Origin of the sequence: Mesorhizobium sp. WSM2561 (genome assembly GCF_000513915.1) — a bacterium.
In the GTDB taxonomy this organism is placed as follows: Bacteria; Pseudomonadota; Alphaproteobacteria; order Rhizobiales; family Rhizobiaceae; genus Mesorhizobium; species Mesorhizobium muleiense.
In genome coordinates this window covers 82,217-99,855 of record NZ_AZUX01000015.1, presented here as the reverse complement: position 1 = coordinate 99,855, position 17,639 = coordinate 82,217, and the positions used below count along the sequence as shown (strand labels likewise).

Genomic DNA, 17,639 nt, shown 5'->3' with positions numbered 1-17,639 from the left:
AACGGGTGCGTCGTCGAGCGCGCCATCTGGACAGCAGGGACTGGACTATGGGCAAGGTAACAGGGTTTCTCGAGATCGACCGGCAGGTGCACAAGTACCAGCCGGCTTCCGACCGCATCCGGCATTTTCGCGAGTTCACGCTGCCGATGTCGGACAAGGAGGTCGAGAAACAGGCCGCGCGCTGCATGGATTGCGGCATTCCGTACTGCCACGGGCCGACCGGATGCCCGGTCCACAACCAGATCCCGGACTGGAACGACCTCGTCTACAATGGCGACTGGGACAATGCGATCCGCAACCTGCACTCGACCAATAATTTCCCGGAATTCACCGGCCGCATCTGTCCGGCGCCTTGCGAGGAAGCCTGCACGCTGAACCTCGAGGACATTCCGGTCGCCATCAAGACGATCGAGCAGGCGATCGCCGACAAGGCCTATGAAACCGGTCATATCCGGCCCTATCCGCCGGAAAAGAAAACCGGCAGGCGCGTCGCCGTCATTGGCTCGGGGCCGACCGGCATGGCGGCCGCCCAGCAGCTTGGCCGCGCCGGCCACGACGTTCACGTCTATGAGCGCGAGAGCCGGCCGGGCGGGCTGATGCGCTACGGCATTCCCGACTTCAAGATCGAGAAGCACTATATCGACCGGCGCATCGAGCAGATGCAAGGCGAGGGCGTGAGCTTCCATTGCGGGATCAATGTCGGCGTCGACAAGCCGGTGGCGGAGCTGCTCGCCGAATATGATTCGGTGCTCTATTGCGGCGGTTCGGAAACGCCGCGCCCGGCCAACATTCCCGGCGACGATCTCGACGGCGTGCATGACGCGATGCCTTACCTGGTGCAGCAGAACAAGCGCATCGGCGGCGAGCCGATCCAATCGGTGGCGTGGCCGTCGCCGCCGATCGTCGCCGGCGGCCAGCATGTCGTCGTCGTCGGCGGCGGCGACACCGCGTCCGACTGCGTCGGCACCGCCTTCCGCCAGGGCGCCGTTCGTGTCACCCAGCTCGACATCCGGCCGCAGCCGCCGGAAAAGGAGGACAAGCTTTCGGTCTGGCCCTACTGGGCGACGAAGATGCGCACCTCGTCCTCGCAGGCGGAAGGCGCCGAGCGCGAGTTCCAGGTGGCGACGCTCGAATTCATCGGCGAGGACGGCGCGTTGACCGGCGTCAAATGCTGCGAGGTCGATGAAAAGCGCAAGCCGATCGCCGGCACGGAATTCGTCATCCGCGCGGATCTGGCCTTCATCGCTATCGGCTTTGCCGGGCCGGTCGCGGTCGGGCCGGTGTCGGAGCTGGCTGGCCAGATGAAGATCGCCATCGACAGCCGCCGCTCGAACAACGTCGAGGCCAATGATCGCGACTACAAGACCAGCGTCGAAAAGCTCTATGCAGCGGGCGATGTGCGCCGCGGTCAATCGCTGGTCGTCTGGGCGATCCGTGAGGGCCGTCAGGCAGCGCGTTCGATCGACGAGGCGCTGATGGGATCGAGCGTGCTGCCGCGCTGAGACCGTTTGAGGCTTTTCTGCGCTTCCGGCCTTCGCCGGCCGAAGCACTTGTGAGCGGTCGTGGCAGTTAAAGCTACGGCCGGCGTAGGCCGGTGCCCGGAGCAGTTCACTTACGGAGTGATCGCCGTGGTCGTTTCGGGCACGGCCGCCGCTGCAGGCTGCTTCCTTGGCGGCCAAGAAAAATCGTCGGCGCGGCCGGGCGAAGCAGTTGATGCCTTGCCCCCGACGACGAGTTTTTCGCCGGGCCCGTTCGCCTTCGCCGGCGCTGCGGCGCCGAGAAGTTCCGAACCGCCGTCGAGTGCCGGATCGCTGAGCAGCATCGGCACGGTGCGGTCGACGGGCATGGGGGTCGGTGCCGGCGCCCCGACGGGAGCGCCGGCTGGCGCATAAGCTGCCGGTGTGCCCGGAGGCGCGGTCATTCCAAGGATCTTCAGCAAGGGTTTTTCGGCATAGAAGGCGAGCTTGCGTTTGCCGGCTTTCGACACACGGATGCCGTCGTCGGTACGCAGGCGCACCGGCTGGCCGTTGATATCAGGCCCGCTGGTGACAAAGGCGCCTTCCTCGTCGACGAAACCGTCCCAGATGTCGACGAATTCGCCGCCGTGGCTTTCGGCCGTCGAGCGGTAGATGTCGTTGAAAGCCAGCATGTCGGAGGTCATCTTCGGCGCCTTGAAGGCCGGCATGCCGACCCACAGATACGGCACCTTGGCCGATGCAATGGCCTTGCCGAACGCTTCGGTACGGCGTTCGTATTCCTTGGTCCACGCTTCGGTCCGTGGCTGTTCGCGTTCACCGTTCACGCGCATCTGCTGCCGATCGTTGGAACCCAGCATGACGATCACGGCCGCGGGCTTTTCGGTCTCGATCAGCGACTTGATCTGTTCGGGCCAGTTGTAGAAATCGTCACGCACGAAACCGGACGAACCATTGCTGCGAACGACGATCCTGACCTTATTGTTTTCGGCAAAGGCGGTGTCGAGACCCTCGGCGAGGCCGGTCGCCATGAAATCGCCGACCACCAGAACGGTGCGGGCATCCGGCGCCTTCTGGACAATGGGGGCTGCCGGCTCAGCCGGCCGGCGCGGCGCGGCACGCGACTTTCTGACTTTTGGCTTGCGTGGCCCGATCCTCTGAATCCGTCGCGGCTCAATCAGTCGCGGCGGTTCCACCCGCTCGCTTCGGCGCAGAAACAACAGGTCGCGCAGCGACCAGCCACGCCTTTGTTCTTCCTGCGCCACGGCCGGCGTGTGAAAGACGGCGGCAGTGCCGACGGCCAGGACGGCAATAGCCAGAATCAGGATCGGCACGCGACGAAGGATCACACGGATACGCGCAGCCGAAACCAATTACCGTCTCCATCCCTAAAGAGCGCCGGACTCCGATACAACCGTGCCGCCGCTCTACCTTAAGTTGAGCATCGGATTTTCTCAAAACCGGTTTGGGTCCGATGCTCCAGGTCTGCCCTATGCGAGGCTAGTTCTGCCTGAGCCATTTGAGCACTTCCATGCTCGGATGTCCGTCCTGGGTCAAGCCAGCCTTCGCCTGGAATGCCATGATGGCGGCTTTCGATCCCTCGCCGATCTTGCCGTCGAACTTGCCGTCATAGTAGCCGTACTGGGAAAGCCGTTGCTGAAGCTCCTGCCTCTCCTCGAAGGAGAGCTTCGTGAAAGGCCGCTTCCAGTCCTGCACAAGCCCACCATAACCGGCGATTTCGTCGGCAAGAAGGCCAACGGCAACCGCGTATTTGTCGGCATTGTTGTAACGCTTGATGACCGAAAAATTCTTGACCATCAGGAAAGCCGGGCCGCCACGGCCGCCTGGCACCTTCAGCGTGGCCTTCTCCGCACTGTTGAACGGCTTGCCGTTGGCACGCGTGACACCCAGCGCTTGCCATTGCGACAACGACTTCGATCCAGCCGGGAACTTCTTTCCGTCGGGAAGGCTGACTTCATAGCCCCAGGTCTTGCCGGCCTGCCAGCCGTTCTTCCTGAGCAGATTGGCGGCCGTTGCCAATGCATCGGGAATCGAATTCCAGATGTCGCGCTTGCCGTCGCCATCCATGTCGACCGCATAGGCCTGGTAGCTGGTGGGAATGAACTGGGTATGGCCCATGGCGCCGGCCCATGAGCCACTGAGGTGGCTTTTATCGATGTCGCCCCTTTGCAGGATCTTCAGCGCCGCGATCAACTGTGTGCGGGCAAACTTCGATCGTCTCGAATCGGCATAGCCAAGCGTTGCCAGCGAACGCACGACATTGCGCATGACATCGTCGCGCTTGAGGATTTCGCCGTAGTTCGATTCCATCGACCAGATCGCCAGCAGGATGTGACGGTCGACGCCGTATCTTGCCTCGATCCTGTCCAGCCACGGCTTCCACTTCCTGGCCATCTGCTTGCCAACAGCGACCGACTGGTCATGGACGCGGTTGTCGAAATAGTCCCAGGCGGGCGCGGTGAATTCGGGTTGATAACGCGCTTTTTCCAGCACGACCGGGTCGGCATCGCTGATGCCCTCGAATGCGCGGTCGTAAACGGCGCCGGAAACGCCGCTCCGCACCGCGGTGCCGCGGAAGCTCGCCACCCATTGCCGGAAACCGGCGTCGGCAAAAGCCGATCCGGTGGGCATCAGCAAGGCAAGCGACAGACTGGCGGCCGCAACGATGCTGGTGAAGCGCTTTGCGGCGTCGCGAACGGACATCTTTTCCTCCTTCTTCATCACAGGAAGATCATTCATCGCCGAACCCGGTTAGCATTTAGTTTACCATAGGTGCCGTTGGGAACGAAAAGGCGGGTTGGTGCTTTACGGACTACAGATTTTTTCTGACCAGCCGTTCCATAATCCCAGATTCCGGCACGAAAATGTCTTGAAGCGGGATTGCCGAACAGCCTTAGAAGCGGATATTTGACAGCATGAAGAGAGTTCGCAAGGCAGTTTTCCCGGTCGCTGGCCTCGGCACGCGTTTTCTCCCGGCCACCAAGGCCATACCCAAGGAAATGCTGACCGTCGTCGACAGGCCTGTCATCCAGTATGTGGTCGACGAGGCACGCGAAGCCGGCATCGAGCATTTCATCTTCGTGACCGGACGCAACAAGGCGGTCATCGAGGACCATTTCGACGTTCAGTTCGAACTCTATGACACGCTCGCCCAACGCGGCAAGGACGACGAGCTCGCCCGCCTGCAGCGGCTGCAACCTTCGCCAGGGCAGACCAGCTTCACCCGCCAGCAGGTGCCGCTTGGCCTTGGCCATGCCGTCTGGTGTGCCCGCGAGCTGGTCGGCGACGAGCCCTTCGCGCTGCTTTTGCCCGATATGATCATGCAGTCCGAAAAAAGCTGCATGAAGGAGATGGTCGAGCTTTATGCCGAGACCGGCAACAACATCGTCGCGGTTCAGGAATGCGACCCCGCCGAGGCCCATAAATACGGTATCGTCGGCCGCGGCGAGGATACGCATCACGGTTTCCGCATTACCGGCATGGTGGAGAAGCCGAAGACCGGCACGGCACCCTCCAACCTATACATCAACGGGCGCTACATCCTGCAGCCGGAGATATTTGGGATACTCGAAGGCCAGGAGAAGGGCGCCGGCAACGAGATACAACTCACCGATGCGATGCTGAAGCTGGAGAAGCAGCAGCCCTTCTATGGCTGCCACTACCGAGGGCGCACCTTCGATTGCGGATCGCCGGAAGGCTTTGTCGAGGCCAACGTCGCCTTCGCGCTGTGGCGCAGCGACATGAACGGACGCATGGCGGGCGTTATCAGCAAGCTTCTCGACGAGATGAAACCGTCAGAGCAGCGGGGCGCGGCGTTCTACCCCCCGGGCTAATGCATGCGCGCAAAAGCATGCCCTCGGGCCTGAACCGAGGGTGCGCGGCGGCTTGGTTTACGGCTGCAGTGTCACCCCGACAAAGATGCTGTGGGCGGTGTAGTCGCGGCCCTCGATGTTGCTGGTCTGTTTTTCGGTTCTGGCGCGGGTGGTCAGTCCGGCATATCGGTTCAGCCACCATGTCAGTCCGGCCTCGGCGCTCAGCGTCAGATCATGGCCGTCCGACCCGATGTAGTCGCGCCAGTCTACGCCGAGAGCTGCGTTGCCGATCAGGTTGGCACGGATTTCCCGCTCGGCGGTGAGGCGGCCGGAGTAAAGGATGGTGCCACTTTCGTCGGCGGTTGTCGTGCCCTCGACGGTCGTCTGCCCGGTGAGGCCGATCGTGGTGCCGCGTTGCGGCGACCATCTGAGGTCGGCGTTCACCGTGGCGCCCGAAATTGCCGGCAGGCGGTCATCGTCGATCGCCTCGCGCAGCCAGCCGGCCGAGAACTCGCCGGCAAGCTTCTCGCCGAGGTCGAGCTCGGCGCCGGCCCGAACCCCAAGCCGCGTCGAGGATCGTTCGAAACCATTGCTGTCGACCCGCAAATCATAGACCCGGCGGCCGATTTCGACCTCGGTGAAAGGGGTGATGGCGGGCGAAATCTCATAGCCGGTGCGCAAGGTGGCGGTATAGAGCGTCGAATCGCGGTCTTTCTGCGACAGCGTTCCGCCCGTCGAAAGCCTGGCGTCGCCGTAGATGTCGTGTTCGACTGCGCCGGTCAGGGCGAAGCGCATCTTGCCGGCATCCTTCTCGACCGCCAGGCTGCCATCAATGGTCTGGCGCACCGGCTGCTCGGCGGTGCCTTCGATGACGACCGGCGAGGAAGCCGATTCCGGTGCCGCCTCGTAACCGAGCTTGGCGATGGCGCGCAGATCGTTGTCGAAGTCGACATTGAGCGTGCCTTCGACACGGCCGCGCGCCTCCTCAACCTCGTCGCCCGATAGGGTCTTGAGAAAGGTGCCGTAGCCGTCGACGGTAGCCGAATTCTCCCGCCAGTCGGAGATGGCGTTGAAGCGCAGCGTCGTTTCCGACAGCAGGGCCGGCTTGCCTTCGCTGCTTGAATCGGCATTCGATGAGGCCTTCAGGCCTTGCTCGAGCGTCGGCCTGATCACGAAGGAGCCGAGTTTGATGCCGGTGGCGGCGAACGGGTCGTCCTCGGCCCTCCTGTCCCGGCCTTCGATGGCTTCGGCGCGCTCGGCGCCCGGATCGAGTTGCTGCCTGTCGGCGGAAGCGATGGTCACGGCACGGGAATTGATTGGGTCCGTCTCGGCGGTGTCCTCGTCATCCGTCGGGGCCGTCGTCGCGGTGGCGGCCTGTGTCTCGGCGGCTTCGTCCTGATCGGCTGCGCCCTGGGTTGCGCTCGATGGCCGGCGCGGCGGGACGGGAACGGGGGCGTCCGCAAACGGATCGTCGGTTGCTTCCGGCGGATCAAAAATGCTGCCGGTCGCGGGTGCCGCGTCGTCGTCCTGCTCGGCGCCCGGGCTGGCCGGCTGATAGGTGGGCGTCGGCGCAGTGCTCTGGGTGGTTGCACCGGCCTGCGCCGTCTGATCCTGGGCGATGCTCAATTGCCTGGTTTTGCGCTGCTGGTCGTCCAGAATCGCCGATTCCGAAACCTCGCCGCGCAGCTCGGTTACCTGGGCATAGGGCTGCGCAGGCCGCAGCAAGGCGAAGACGCTGGTCGCCAGCAGCAAGGCGCAGACCGCCTTGCCGTTTCGTCTTCTTTTCTTTTCAGGCGGGGCCCCGGACATCGCTACCACTGCTTGCGCGGCGCACGCGCGCCATACTTACCGAACCGTAAACGGGGATGGTTAACGGAGGGTTGAGCGGCGGTCGATCAAAGCCCACTGGATAGCTACCGGATGGCAATTCCGTTGGACAGGCGCGCAGCAAAGCGCTAATCGCATCAGCCATGCATGCGGGATCCCCAGACAAGAAGCGGCTCGATGGGCAGGCTTCGATCGCCTCGGCGCTTAGAACGGTAGCGACCGAGCAGGCCGGTGTCGCGGCGCTGGCGGCCGCGCTCGAAAACGGATTGACCGAACCGTTCGCGCGCGCCGTCGATATGGTGTCGCATATCGCTGGCCGCGTCATCGTCACCGGCGTCGGCAAGAGCGGCCATATCGGCTCAAAGATCGCGGCAACGCTCGCCTCGACCGGCACGCCGGCTTTCTTCGTCCATTCTGCCGAAGCCAATCATGGCGACCTCGGCATGATCGCCAGGGACGACGCCATCATCGCCATCTCGTGGTCGGGCGAGAGCCGCGAGCTCAAGGGCATCATCGCCTATTCCAGGCGCTTCTCGATTCCGCTGATCGCAGTCACCGCCGGAGAGCGATCGGCGCTAGCGCGGGCGGCCGATGTGGTGCTTTTGCTGCCGCGCGCGCCGGAAGCCTGCCCGCACGGCCTGGCGCCGACGACATCGACGCTGCTGCAACTGGTGATCGGCGATGCACTGGCCATCGCGCTGCTCGAAGCGCGCGGCTTCACGCCGGATCATTTCCGCACCTTCCATCCCGGTGGGCAACTTGGCGCCAATCTGACGCAGATCCGCGAGATCATGCATGTCGGCGACAGGCTGCCGCTGGTGCCTTCCGGCACTGGAATGCACGAAGCGATCCTCGAATTGTCGCGCAAGGGGTTTGGCTGCGTGGCGATAACCGATGCGGATGGTGCGCTGATCGGCATCATCACCGACGGCGACATCAGGCGCCACATCGGCAGCAATCTTCTGGCGATGAGCGTCGATCAGGTCATGACCAAGGAGCCGAAGACGGCCGGATCGGATACGCTGGTGGCGACCGCGCTGCAGACGATCAACAGTTCGACCATCTCCAGCCTGATGGTTGTCGAAGGCAGACGGCCGGTCGGACTTGTCCATCTGCACGACCTGCTGCGCATCGGCGCAGCTTGAGCTCGCCTGAGCGAATTTCGAAACTGAGAGACATCAGGCCTGTTTGAAAAGTCGCCTGCCGAGATGGTCGGATCAGTCCAGGACCGCCTCGACCGTCAGTTCCAGATCGGTGTCGGCCGCGCCCGTCACGCGCACCTGCGTGCCGGCCGGCAGGTCGGGGCCGGAGACGCGCCATAGCGTGTCGCCCAGCTTTATGCGGCCGCGGCCGTCCCTGATCGGCTCGTCCAGGGTGGCCATCCTGCCGATCATCTGTGCGCCGCGGCGGTTGAGCAGTGGCTGATCGGTGCCATCATCGCGCCCACCCACCAGTCTCTTGCCGACATAGGTTGAAACCAGCGACATCGCCAGGAAGGCGAGAACCTGGATCTGCCAGGTCCAGAAGTCCGCGTCCCAGATGAGCAGGGACACCACGCCGATCAGCAGAGCGGCGATGCCGATCCACAGCATGAATATGCCCGGTGCGATGACCTCCATCACCAGGAGGACGAAGCCGAGAACCATCCAAACCCAGGGGCCGAGTTCGGAAATGATGCGTTCGAACATGGCCTCAGGTCTCGCTGGGACGAACCACGGGCGGGCGTGCAGCCTGCCGCGTGGTGCCGGCAGTGCCCTCGCTGCCGAAAACTTCCTTGGCGATCGCGCCGATGCCGCCGAGCGTGCCGATCAATGACGAAGCTTCCATAGGCATCAGCACGACCTTGCTGTTTGTGGCGGAGCCGATCCTGGTCAGTGCTTCGGTGTATTTCAGCGCAACGAAGTAGTTGAGCGCCTGCACGTCGCCCTTGGCGATCGCTTCCGACACCACTTGCGTGGCGCGGGCCTCGGCCTCGGCCGAGCGTTCGCGCGCCTCGGCGTCGCGGAAGGCGGCTTCCTTGCGGCCCTCGGCTTCCAGGATCTGCGACTGCTTGAGGCCTTCGGCGTCGAGGATCTGCGCGCGCTTGTTGCGCTCGGCCATCATCTGGCGCCCCATCGATTCGACGAGATTGGCCGGTGGATTGATGTCCTTGATCTCGACGCGGGTGATCTTGATGCCCCAGGGATGTGCCGCCTCGTCGACGACGCGCAGCAGGCGTTCGTTGATGGCGTCGCGGTTCGACAAAAGCTCGTCGAGGTCCATCGAGCCCATCACGGTACGGATGTTGGTCATCGTCAGGTTGAGGATGGCGTTCTCCAGCCCGGCGACCTGGTAGGCGGCCTGCGCCGCGTTGAGCACCTGGTAGAAGGCGACGCCGTCGACGGCGACGGTGGCGTTGTCGCGGGTGATGATCTCCTGCGTCGGGACGTCGAGCACCTGCTCCATCATGTTCAATTTGGAGCCGATGCGGTCGACGAACGGCACGATGAGGTTGAGGCCGGGGCTCAATGTCCTGGTATAACGGCCAAAGCGTTCGACGGTGTAATTGTAGCCTTGCGGGATTGTCCGGATGCCTTTGAAAAGCACGAGCACGACAAGAGCGACAAGAACAAGAAGCGCGATATCGAAACCACTGAAATCCATTTGGCTCTCCCTCAGATGCCGGCCACGGAAATGTTTCAACGCAAGCGACTTCACCAAACACTTAAGTGTGTTTCAGGAACGTTACAATCAGGTGATAGTGGATTGCCGGTGCATAGAAAGCCGGTTGGCGGCGCTCGATTGTATCGGCTTCACACCCAACCCGACAGTTCGCGCCGCACCATCGCCTCGATCACCGCCATGCCCTCGGCACTGTCGTTGAGGCAGGGAATATGCGCGAACTTTTCGCCGCCGGCATGATGGAAGGTCTCGGCCGCCTCCCTGCCGATCTCGTCCAGCGTCTCGATGCAGTCGACAGAAAAGCCCGGATTGACGATGGCGATCGATCTCACGCCTTCTCCGGGCAGTTTCTCGACCGTCTTGTCGGTGTAGGGCTGCAGCCACTCCTGCGCGCCGAAGCGCGACTGGAACGTGGTGATCAGCTTCTTCTCATCCCAGCCGAGCTTTTCCCGCAGCAGCCGGGTCGTCTCAAGGCAATGGGCCTGATAGGGATCGCCCTTGTCGGAATAGGGCTTCGGAATGCCGTGATAGGAGGCAATGACCATTTCCGGCTCGAAATCAAGCGTCGCCAGATGGCGCTCGATCGAACGGGCAAGCGCCTCGATATAGACCGGTTCGGCATAGTAGGGCGGCACGCTGCGGATCGCCGGGGCGCGGCGCATCTTCATCAGCGCGCGAAACAACTGGTCGTTGGCGGTCGCGGTCGTGGTCGCGGAATATTGCGGATAAAGCGGAAAAGACAGAATGCGGTCGCAGCCCTGCGCGACCAGCCCTTTGGCGACGCTCTCGGTCGAAGGATTGCCGTAACGCATTGCCCAGTCGACGCTGACGCCGGGCAGGTCGCGCAGCGCCTCGGTCAGCTTTTCGCTCTGAGCGCGGGTGTAGGTGCGCAGCGGCGACTCGTCACGCTGCCGGTTCCAGATCCTGGCATAGTTGGCGCCCGACTTCTTCGGCCGCGTGGTGAGAACCAGCCCGTAGAGGATCGGGTACCAGATCGCCTTGTTGAGTTCGATGACGCGCGGATCGGACAGGAATTCCCTGAGATAGCGCCACATCGGCTTGAATTCCGTGCCGTCGGGCGTGCCGAGATTAACCAGCATGACGCCGATCCTGCCCGCCCCGACCGGCGGCTGTCCTGCCGGCAGCGGGTCGAGGACCGTCGCGGCCTTGGGATCGGCAGGGTTGGAAGGCGTCATAAGGGATCTCCGGACACCGCGCGAAACTAGCGATGCCGCGCCGGTTTTCAATGCAGCGTCTGGCCGCACCTTACCTTGGCTGGGGAGGCTAAAGCCGAAAACCCGCCCGGTTTGCCGGACGGGTCTTCCAACAATGACAGAAGAATTCAGTTTGCGGCCGGGATGGTCAAGGTTGCGCCGACCGGAAGGCGGCGCGGCTCGTAGTCCTGGTTGGCGTCGGAGATCGTTTTCCACCTGGCGCCATCGCCATAGGCCTTTTCCGCCAAATCCCAATAGGTGTCGCCGGCAACGATCACATGGCTGCTTTCGGCCGGCTTTGCCGGCTCGGCAGGCGCAGCCTCCGCTGGTGCCGGCGCTGCCGGGGCGGGTTCCGTCGGCACGGCTGGCGGTGTCGTGGCAATATCGTCCGAACCGGCCGGCGGTTCGGGCATCGCCGGCTCCGCAGTCGTGGCTGGAGCCGTTTCTGCCGGTTTTGCGGGCTCGGCCGGAGCGGGAGCCTCGGCCGGCTTCGCCGGTTCCTGGGCCGATTGCTGGGCTGATTGCTGGGCCGGTTCCGCCGCGGCGGCGGCTGTGATTTCGGTGATGCGGCCCTCGAGCTTCGGCGTATAGGGCCGATGCGCGCCGAGGTAATCGGCGACCACCTGCTCGAGGCCCGGACCGTAATCGTAGGCGTTTTTGGCCTTGTCGGCGAACACCTTGTAGCCGTCGCCGCCCTGGCGCACATAGTTGTTGGTCGCGACCAGGTAGTCCTTGTCCGGATTGATCGGCGTCCACGCGCCGCCCTCCATGACTTCGACCGACTTGACGCGCCCGGCATTCGCGGCAGCCGATTTGTCGAATGAATATTTCAGGCCGGCAACCTGCGGGAAGCGGCCGGCGCCGTCCTCGATCTGGCTGAGACCATTCTCGAGCCCGGCAACCAGATCCTTGCCGGAAATCTGGAAGGTCGCCACCGTGTTCTGGAACGGCAGCACGTTCAGCACCTCGCCCATGGTGACGGTACCCTGGTCGATCGAAGCGCGCAGACCGCCGCCATTCGTGATGACGATCTCGACACCCTGGTCCTTGACGCGGTCGAGGACGGCATCGGAGACAAGATTGCCCATCTCGCACTCGCGGGTGCGGCAGTTCTCGCGGCTGCCGTCGATCGCCTTGGTGGTTTCGGCGACCTCCTTGTTCTTCAACGCCTCGATCGGCGCGCCGAGCTCCTTGATGCGGGCAAGCACGGCGGGGTCTGGCGTGATCGACTTGTCGAGGTAGATCGGGTCGCCGCTGGCTTGCTTGACGACGCCATTGTCGTCGAACACGACCTTGAACTCGCCGAGATACTTCGAATAGGACGCCGCCTGGACGACCGGCACCTTGTAGCCGTCCGGATTGTCGACCATCGTCGGGTAGGGGCCTTCAGCCTTGGGGTCGGTGTTGGACAGCAGCGAATGGCTGTGGCCGCCAACCACCACGTCGACACCCGGGATCTTGGCGATGACGTCACGCTCGCGCTTGTAACCAATATGGGTGACCGCGATGATCTTGTTGACGCCTTCTCCCTTCAGCCTCTCGACCTCTGATGTGATCAACTTGACGTCGTCCTCGATCGTGACGTTAGGGCCTGGCGAAGCCAGCTCCGGCGTGTCGTTGGTGACCGCGCCGACGACGCCGATCTTCTGGCCGCCGACCTCGATCACAACAGACGGTTTCACGCGGTCACCGAGCTTGGATTGCGCGTTGGCCTTCACATTGGCGCCGAGCACCGGAAACTTGATCATATCCAGGAACGGCGCCAGCGCCGCCTCGCCGTCGTCGAACTCGTGATTGCCGACCGCCAAGGCGTCGAATTTCATCTGGTTGAGGAATTCGCCTTCGGTCTTGCCCTTGTAGGTCGTGTAGAACAGCGAACCCTGGAAATTATCGCCGGCGCTGAGCAGCAGCACATTCTGGCCTTCCAGCTTCTTGCGCTGCTGGGCGATCGCCGTGATCAGCCGCGCCGCGCCGCCGGTGCACTCGCCCTTGGTCTCCTCTTCGGCCGAGCAGGTCGATTCATATTTGTTGTTGCTTTCGATGCGGCTGTGCCAGTCGTTGATGTGCAGGATGTTCAGCGTGTAGTCGGCAAAGGACATGCCGGTCGACAGGCCAAGCGTAGACGCCGACAGGGCGGCAATGGCGGCGATCTTCTTCATCTTCGTCTCCCGGATGACCTGTTTAACGCCCTCGCTCGACTGGAACATAACAGCCGGCTTTTCGCCCATGTTCACATCGCGTTTTAGCCGATGCAAGCGGAATCGGGCCCAGCTTTGCCGGCACAAAAAGACGGCGGCCTCAAGCCGCCGTCCTTTGCAAAAGCAGTTCAGTATGGGCTCAGGTGCGTCGCGTCAGCACAAAGTTCTGCCCGCTCACGCTGGTGCAATTAAGCTGCGAGGTGGAGATCAACAAGCAGTTGAAGCTGATCGGCGTCTGGCGGATCAGCGAAGTGCCCTGGATTTGGACCGAGGTGCCGCCGGTCATGGCGTAGCTGCCGTCGGCAAGCTTCTGGCCGGTGTCGGTGGCGACGGTCTTGAAGCTGCCGCCGGCGAAGGTCGACAGGCCCGTGCCCTGCGCGTCGATCCATGAGCCTTCGACCGGACTCCGCGTGGCCGATGGCGGCCCGCCCGGGCCGGCGGTGGTGCACGCCGCCAAGGCGGCAGCCGCCGCGACAACGCCGGCCGAAAACAATTTGCGCGCAATCGTCATCATCAAGATCCTCTCCTCTCGCATTGGCCCGAAAATCGATGCGATTTTTCGGAAAGCACGATGCGTACACTCGAACCGCCAGAGCGTACTTTGTGCGTCCAAATGGATGCACGTCGCTCCAGGCCGCCTTCCTTCAATCGCCCGATTTCCAGACGATTGCAAGGCAGTGAGACATTGCTTTCGAACGAGGATGCTGAACTATCGAACGAGGATGTTGCGGAATTGCCATGGGTCGTTTTTGTCGAGGTCTTCCGGGAACAGCCCAGGGCGGTTGTCGAGCGGCGTCCAGTCGGTGTAGTAGCCCTTGACCGGCCCGAGATAGGGCGACTGCACTTCCAGGCAGCGCCTGTAGTCCATCTCGTCCGCCTCGACGATGCCGGCCTCGGGATTTTCCAGCGCCCAGACCATGCCCGCCAGCACTGCCGACGTGACCTGCATGCCCGTGGCGTTCTGATAAGGCGCCAGCTTGCGCGCCTCCGCCAGCGACAGCTGCGAGCCGTACCAATAGGCGTTCTTGTCGTGGCCGTAGAGCAGCACGCCGAGCTCGTCGACGCCGTCGACCAGTTCGTTCTTATCGAGCACGTGATGCACCGGTTGTGCCTTGCCGGCGGCGCCGAACATCTCGTGCAGCGACAGCACGGCGTCGTTGCAGGGATGGTAGGCGTAGTGGCAGGTCGGGCGATATTGGACCTTGCCCTTCTTGCCGCGCAGGGTGAAGAAGTCGGCGATCGAGATCGACTCGTTGTGGGTCACCAGGAAGCCATATTGCGGGCCCGGCGTCGGGCACCAGCTGAGCACACGCGTGTTGGCGCCCGGCTGCTCCAGATAGATTGCGGCCTTCGAGCCATGCTTGTGCTTCTTGCCGTTCTTCGGCATCCACGTCTCATGCGTGCCCCAGCCGAGCTCGGCCGGTTGAAGCCCTTCCGAGATGAATCCTTCGACCGACCAGGTATTCCAGAACACGTTCATCGGCTTCGGCTTCTTGGTGCGCTGTGTGTCGCGCTCGGCGATGTGGATACCCTTGACGCCGGCCTTCTTCATCAGCCTGGCCCAAGCTTCGCGATCGTGCTGCGCGGGCTCGGAGAACTCGAGGCCAAGATCGGTGGCGAGGTTGACCAGCGCCTGCTTGACGAACCACGAGACCATGCCTGGGTTGGCGCCGCAGGTGGAGATTGCGGTCGCCCCGCCGGGGTGCGCGCGCTTTTCTTCGATCATGGATTCGCGCAGCGCATAATTGGTGCGGCTGCCAGTGTCGGCCTTGGTGTCGAAATAGAAGCCGAGCCATGGCTCGACGACGGTGTCGATGTAAAGCACGCCCAGCTTGCGACAGAGCCGCATCAAATCCACGGAGCCGGTGTCGACCGACAGGTTGACGCAAAAGCCCTGGCCACCGCCTTTGGTCAGCAGCGGCGTCAAAAGCTTCTTGTAGTTCTTGCTGGTCACCGCATCCTGCATGAAGGTGATGTCGCGCTCGTCGAGCAGCTTGCGATCGGTATCGCGTGGGTCGATGACCGTCATGCGCGACTTATCGAACTTGAAATGGCGCTCAATCAGCGGCAGCGTTCCCCGTCCGATCGAGCCGAAGCCGATCATCACGACAGGGCCGGTGATCTCACCGTAAACGGGCCAGTTTTCATTCGCCATTTTATCGATTACTCCCTCAGATAGGCTGAAAAGCCGGGCAAACAGACGCAAAGCGGAGCATTTTTTTGCCCGACCGCCACGCGCTACAACCACAGATCATTGTCATAAACCAGCGAAAAGCCGCGAGCTACGCCGCATTCGTCATGTGGTTAAGGAGACGATCAGCCGCTGACGGCCGGCCGTCATTCCCCTGTTGTCGAGTTGGCCCTTGTAGTCGAGTTGGGCGAAGTCGAGCGCCAGCAATGGCGCGGCGAAAGATGCGGCGAGCACCAGTTCTCATCGATGGTTCCCGATCTCGGTCCCGTTCCGGTGACACTCGGTAAGCGCCACAGCCTCGGTCGCGAGGCCGAACACCCTGCGCATACGCCGATCCATTCACCCTCGCGGCAGATCGTGCGAGGTCACATCGGCGATTGCCTTGTTGACCCGGATCATCTCGATTTTCTCGCCGGGACGCATTATGCCGATCACCGGTTCGATGTCGGGACAGCCATTTTTGCGGCATGCCAGCTCCGTGACGGACACGACGACATCGTCATCGAGCCCGCAAGCCTTGCGAACCCAGACCTTGATCTGGCTGGTCTTCTCCGGAACGGCAAACCCGCGCGGGGCGAGTGGGTTCGCGAGACGATTCACTTACAATCCCGTTCCGAAGACCAAGGCGCCCGGCCAGACCAACGGGATAAAGGACGCGCGCTGCCGTCGGCCTTGCCGAACCTATGCATTCAGCGCCACCAGCGTGTCCATTTCGACACGGCATTTGAGGAAGCCGTCTTCAATCAGGCCTTTGGGCAGGTTGCGGCCGATAAAAACCAGGCGGCTGACGCGCTTCTCCCCCGCTTTCCAGGGGCGCTGGTGGTCGCCTTCGAGCAGCATGTGGACGGCCTGAACGACAAAGCGGTCTTCATCGCCCTTGAACGCCAGGATGCCTTTCATGCGCAGCATGTCGATGCCGAATTTCTGTGTGATCATCTGGATCCACGGCAAGAATTTGCGCGGATCGATCGAAGCTTCCGTGACGAGAGAGAAGCTGGTGACGTGATCGTCATGCACATGGTCGTGGCCCGCATCGAGAAAGTCCGGCTCGACTTCGAGGACACGGTTCAGATCGAACGCGCCGCGACCCAGAACCTCGTCGAGTGGAACGTTGCAACGTATGGAATGCTTGATCGCAGCCGTCGGGTTGATCCTGCGAATGCGCGCCTCCACTGCCTTGAGTTCGGCCTGCGCCACCAGGTCCGTCTTGTTCAGTATGACGATATCGGCGAAGGCGAGTTGCTCCTGCGCCTCATGCGCATTATCCAGTTCGCCGAGGAGATGCTTGGCATCGGCGACGGTGATGATCGCGTCGAGTGTCGTCTTCTGCCTCACATCGTGGTCGACGAAGAAGGTCTGGGCGACGGGGGCGGGATCGGCAAGGCCGGTCGTCTCGATCAGGATGGCGTCGAAACGGTCTCTGCGCTGCATCAAGCTCTCAATGATCCGGATCAGGTCGCCGCGCACCGTGCAGCAGATGCAGCCGTTGTTCATCTCGAAGACTTCTTCGTCGGTATCGACGATGAGGTCGTTGTCGATGCCAATCTCGCCGAACTCGTTGACGATCACGGCGTAACGCTTGCCGTGCTGTTCGGACAGGATGCGGTTGAGCAGCGTCGTCTTGCCGGCGCCGAGGTAGCCGGTAAGAACCGTGACGGGCATTTTCTGGGAGGCTCAAGCGGCATAGTCGTCTCCGGATGTTGGATTGTTGCGGATTCAGCTGGGTCAGGCGCGAGCCGATTGGATCGCCCGTAGACGGAAGGCCGGCGCCTGTTCAATGCGCGCAAGCCTCGCACAGACCCGAAAGCTCCACCGTGGCCGAGTTGGTTTGGAAGCCCTGCCGTCGGGCAATGCGGCGCAGCACGCGCTCCAATCCGGGGTCATGAACCTCACTTGCCCGCCCGCAATTCGCGCAGATTGCAAAGGCGGCGCGCCCATGGGTGCCGCAGTCGCTGTGGACGCAGAGCGCAAACGCGCTCAGGCTCTCAATCCGGTGAACCAGGCCCTGCTCGACGAGCCGATCCAGAGCGCGATAGATCTGTAGCGGTGAGCGGAGCCCTTCCTGGCGAAGAAGTCCAAGCAGTTCATAGGCCCCCATCGGCCTCTCGGAGCGCGTCAGCGCGTCGAGTACCAGCTGCTGGTTGCGTCCAGGCATCCGCTGTTCCCTCGTATTCCAGGCAGTTTCGAGCACAATGGCGGGCGTCGGTTATAGTATAACATTTTGGATTGACGAGCGTGAT

General features: G+C 62.7%; 16 protein-coding genes. 3 read left to right on the top strand and 13 right to left on the bottom strand.

The window, feature by feature from the left end:
* Positions 1-47 precede the first annotated feature (47 nt).
* Positions 48-1,502 carry a glutamate synthase subunit beta gene (locus tag M727_RS0114270; RefSeq protein WP_027153253.1) on the top strand — a complete coding sequence of 485 codons (1,455 nt, stop codon included), beginning with the start codon at positions 48-50 and terminating at the stop codon, positions 1,500-1,502.
* Positions 1,503-1,612: 110 nt separating this feature from the next.
* Here M727_RS0114270 and M727_RS0114265 read toward each other — a convergent pair whose 3' ends face one another.
* On the bottom strand, positions 1,613-2,848 hold the full coding sequence (locus M727_RS0114265; RefSeq protein ID WP_027153252.1) for a DUF459 domain-containing protein: 1,236 nt from the start codon (positions 2,846-2,848) through the stop codon (positions 1,613-1,615).
* A 127-nt stretch (positions 2,849-2,975) separates the two neighbouring features.
* On the bottom strand, positions 2,976-4,199 hold the full coding sequence (locus M727_RS0114260) for a lytic murein transglycosylase (RefSeq protein ID WP_027153251.1): 1,224 nt from the start codon (positions 4,197-4,199) through the stop codon (positions 2,976-2,978).
* A 212-nt stretch (positions 4,200-4,411) separates the two neighbouring features.
* On the opposite strand from M727_RS0114260, the gene galU reads away from it, so the two are divergent.
* Entirely contained in the window at positions 4,412-5,329 is a 918-nt protein-coding gene (gene galU, locus M727_RS0114255) for a UTP--glucose-1-phosphate uridylyltransferase GalU (protein ID WP_027153250.1), read from the top strand.
* Positions 5,330-5,386: 57 nt separating this feature from the next.
* On the opposite strand, the gene M727_RS0114250 is transcribed toward galU, so the two are convergent.
* Positions 5,387-7,117, bottom strand: coding sequence for an outer membrane beta-barrel protein (locus M727_RS0114250; protein WP_036262239.1), 1,731 nt, complete (start codon positions 7,115-7,117; stop codon positions 5,387-5,389).
* 161 nt (positions 7,118-7,278) lie between these two features.
* Between M727_RS0114250 and M727_RS0114245 the strand changes: the two genes are divergently transcribed.
* Positions 7,279-8,280, top strand: a complete 1,002-nt coding sequence (locus tag M727_RS0114245) for a KpsF/GutQ family sugar-phosphate isomerase (RefSeq protein WP_027153248.1) — start codon at positions 7,279-7,281, stop codon at positions 8,278-8,280.
* Positions 8,281-8,352: 72 nt separating this feature from the next.
* Here M727_RS0114245 and M727_RS0114240 read toward each other — a convergent pair whose 3' ends face one another.
* From M727_RS0114240 to M727_RS0114195, 10 genes are all read right to left on the bottom strand, one after another.
* Complete coding sequence (locus M727_RS0114240; RefSeq protein ID WP_027153247.1) at positions 8,353-8,823, bottom strand: NfeD family protein; 471 nt, start codon at positions 8,821-8,823, stop codon at positions 8,353-8,355.
* Between the two features lie 4 nt (positions 8,824-8,827).
* Positions 8,828-9,778, bottom strand: coding sequence for an SPFH domain-containing protein (locus M727_RS0114235; RefSeq protein WP_027153246.1), 951 nt, complete (start codon positions 9,776-9,778; stop codon positions 8,828-8,830).
* A gap of 149 nt (positions 9,779-9,927) precedes the next feature.
* On the bottom strand, positions 9,928-10,992 hold the full coding sequence (gene hemH, locus M727_RS0114230; RefSeq protein WP_027153245.1) for a ferrochelatase: 1,065 nt from the start codon (positions 10,990-10,992) through the stop codon (positions 9,928-9,930).
* 146 nt (positions 10,993-11,138) lie between these two features.
* Positions 11,139-13,169, bottom strand: coding sequence for a bifunctional UDP-sugar hydrolase/5'-nucleotidase (locus M727_RS0114225; protein WP_027153244.1), 2,031 nt, complete (start codon positions 13,167-13,169; stop codon positions 11,139-11,141).
* A 178-nt stretch (positions 13,170-13,347) separates the two neighbouring features.
* Complete coding sequence (locus M727_RS0114220; RefSeq protein WP_027153243.1) at positions 13,348-13,719, bottom strand: hypothetical protein; 372 nt, start codon at positions 13,717-13,719, stop codon at positions 13,348-13,350.
* 198 nt (positions 13,720-13,917) lie between these two features.
* A complete protein-coding gene (locus tag M727_RS0114215; RefSeq protein WP_027153242.1) occupies positions 13,918-15,363 on the bottom strand; it encodes a homospermidine synthase in 1,446 nt (481 codons plus the stop codon).
* Between the two features lie 141 nt (positions 15,364-15,504).
* Complete coding sequence (locus M727_RS43780; protein WP_280944163.1) at positions 15,505-15,633, bottom strand: hypothetical protein; 129 nt, start codon at positions 15,631-15,633, stop codon at positions 15,505-15,507.
* A 105-nt stretch (positions 15,634-15,738) separates the two neighbouring features.
* Complete coding sequence (locus M727_RS0114205) at positions 15,739-15,999, bottom strand: hypothetical protein (RefSeq protein ID WP_027153241.1); 261 nt, start codon at positions 15,997-15,999, stop codon at positions 15,739-15,741.
* An 81-nt stretch (positions 16,000-16,080) separates the two neighbouring features.
* The gene (locus tag M727_RS0114200; protein ID WP_027153240.1) at positions 16,081-17,061 is read right to left on the bottom strand and encodes a GTP-binding protein; all 981 of its coding nucleotides are present in this window, start codon (positions 17,059-17,061) and stop codon (positions 16,081-16,083) included.
* 112 nt (positions 17,062-17,173) lie between these two features.
* Positions 17,174-17,554, bottom strand: coding sequence for a Fur family transcriptional regulator (locus tag M727_RS0114195; RefSeq protein WP_027153239.1), 381 nt, complete (start codon positions 17,552-17,554; stop codon positions 17,174-17,176).
* Between the last annotated feature and the right edge of the window lie 85 nt (positions 17,555-17,639).